Below are 2161 nucleotides of genomic sequence, written 5' to 3' on the forward strand. Positions count from 1 at the left end.
CATGCAGCTGCGAGCCGTTCACCGCGTCCGTGCTCGTCGACGACAGCTCGCCTTCGGCCACGTTCGTGACCTTCGTGCCATTGCTGTCACCGCCCAGCGTGACCGTGCCCTTCGACGCATCGTCGTACTTTACTGCCAGCAGCGGATCACTGCCCGCATTATCGGCCACGTACTGCTTGAGCTGTGACACGTTTACGCCGTCGGTATCATTGACACCAGCGGCAACATTGGTGAGGTACCGTTCGTTACCTTGCGAACCAATCGACACCGAATTGACGGCATCTGCAATGGAACCTGCACCGAGCGCGACGGAGTTGCTCGAAGTCGAGCGGGCGCCATAGCCGATTGCGGCAGAATTGCTGACAGAGGCGACAGAATTCGTGCCAATTGCCAGGCTTTGAGCGGCTGCAGTCGCACTGTTGCCGATCGCTACTGCACTTACGCCTGTCGTATGCGACAGCGAGCCGATCGCGGTCGAAAAATTCGCCCCGGCATCCACCGCCGCGCCAGAACCGATTGCAACGCTCGAACTACCGTTGGCGCGCGCCCCACCACCGATTGCAGTGGCGTTGCTAATCGTAGCCTGCGCGGCACTGCCGATCGCCGTAGCTTGCGTGCCATTCGCAACGGATTCTGTACCGACGGCAACTGCGCCGTAGCCCCGCGAACTCGCACCTGCGCCCGCGGCAAGACCACTCTGTTCGGCAACCACCGTAGCCGCGTCGCTGCCATCGTTCACTCCATCCGCAACGAAGTAGCCGCCATTGCCAACGACATCCTGTGGCGTGATCGACATCAGAGACATCTGCTCCACTCGCTGGTCCACCTTGGCAATCTGCTCGCTGACCTGCTCCAGTGTTGCCGCCGTGCCACTGCCGATGCGGGAGTCCAAGGTCCTCAGGTTGACCGCGTCCGTAGCTAACTGCGCGTCGCCGACGTTCGTGATCCGGCGCTCAGCGCCGCTCGAACCCACCGACACGACATTGAAGTCCATCGCAATCGAGCCGGCACCCAGCGCTACGGAATTAGCGGCCGACGCAACGGCATTCGCTCCGAGAGCGATGGACCCCATAGAGCTTGTCGATGCATTGGAACCCAATGCGATCGAATTGCCCGACATCGCATTTGCGTTCGCACCAATGGCCACCGACCTGGTGCCTGTTGCCGACGCATCATCCGTGCCGTCGTTCTTGCCGTTCGCCTTGAAGTAACGCGTAGCCGTATCGACAGTCGTACTGAGCTGCGACACGTTGACAGCATCTGTTGGTGCCGTGCCGGCCGCCACGTTCGTGATCTTCGTGCCGCCTGCTCCACCCAGCGTGATCGTGCCCTTCGACGCATCGTCGTACGTCACCACGTTCTGGATATTGCCGCTGCCATCAACGATGCCCGCGTCCTTCAGCTGCGACACGTTCACCGCATCCGTGTCCGCCGCACCGGCCGCAACGTTATGCAGCGCCACCGGCGAGCTCGCACCCGCACCACCCAGCGTCACGCTGTCGTGTGCCGAAGTGTCGTACAGCACCGCATCGGCCAGCTTGCCGTTGATCGTTGTGATGTCCCCGTTGATCGTCGTGACATCGCCTTCGACGTTCGTCACCCGATCGCCAAGGTTCGTTACGTTCTGGTTCGTCGCGTACAGCTGCGAGCCATTCACCGCGTCCTTGCTCGTCGACGACAGGTCACCTGCGGCCACGTTCTTGATCTTCGTGCCATTGCTGTCACCGCCCAGCGTGACCGTGCCCTTCGCGGCATTGTCGTAATGCACTGCCAGCGCATCCGTCCCGCCGCCGGCGCCATTCTTGATGTCCTGGCTCAACTGGTCCATCTGCTGGTTTGTGGCGTACAGCTGCGAGCCATTGACTGCGTCAGTGCTCGTCCCGCTCAGGCGACCCGCGGCCACGTTCGTGATCGTGCGCTCGTTACCCACGCTGCCCACGCTCACCGTGCCAATCGGATTCGAACCGGCAAAGAAGTAGGTCGTGCCGCCGATGGACGTGCCGCTCGGACTCACCGCAGCCGACGTCGTCGAGCCTGCGCCCAGCGCCACGTCGTTCGCGTAGTTCGACACCGCACCCATACCGATTGCCACCGAGTCCTTGCCCCGCGCCGACGAATCCGCGCCCGTCGAGTTCGCGTGGAAGTACTTCGTGCCCTTCTC

General features: G+C 62.4%; 1 protein-coding gene. It reads right to left on the reverse strand.

Annotated elements, in window-relative coordinates:
• A partial coding sequence (locus AB3X86_RS38045; RefSeq protein WP_368599877.1) for a YadA family autotransporter adhesin occupies positions 1–2161 on the reverse strand: 2161 nt, incomplete at both ends.

This window comes from Paraburkholderia sp. BR14374, assembly GCF_040948685.1.
Taxonomy (GTDB): domain Bacteria; phylum Pseudomonadota; class Gammaproteobacteria; order Burkholderiales; family Burkholderiaceae; genus Paraburkholderia; species Paraburkholderia youngii.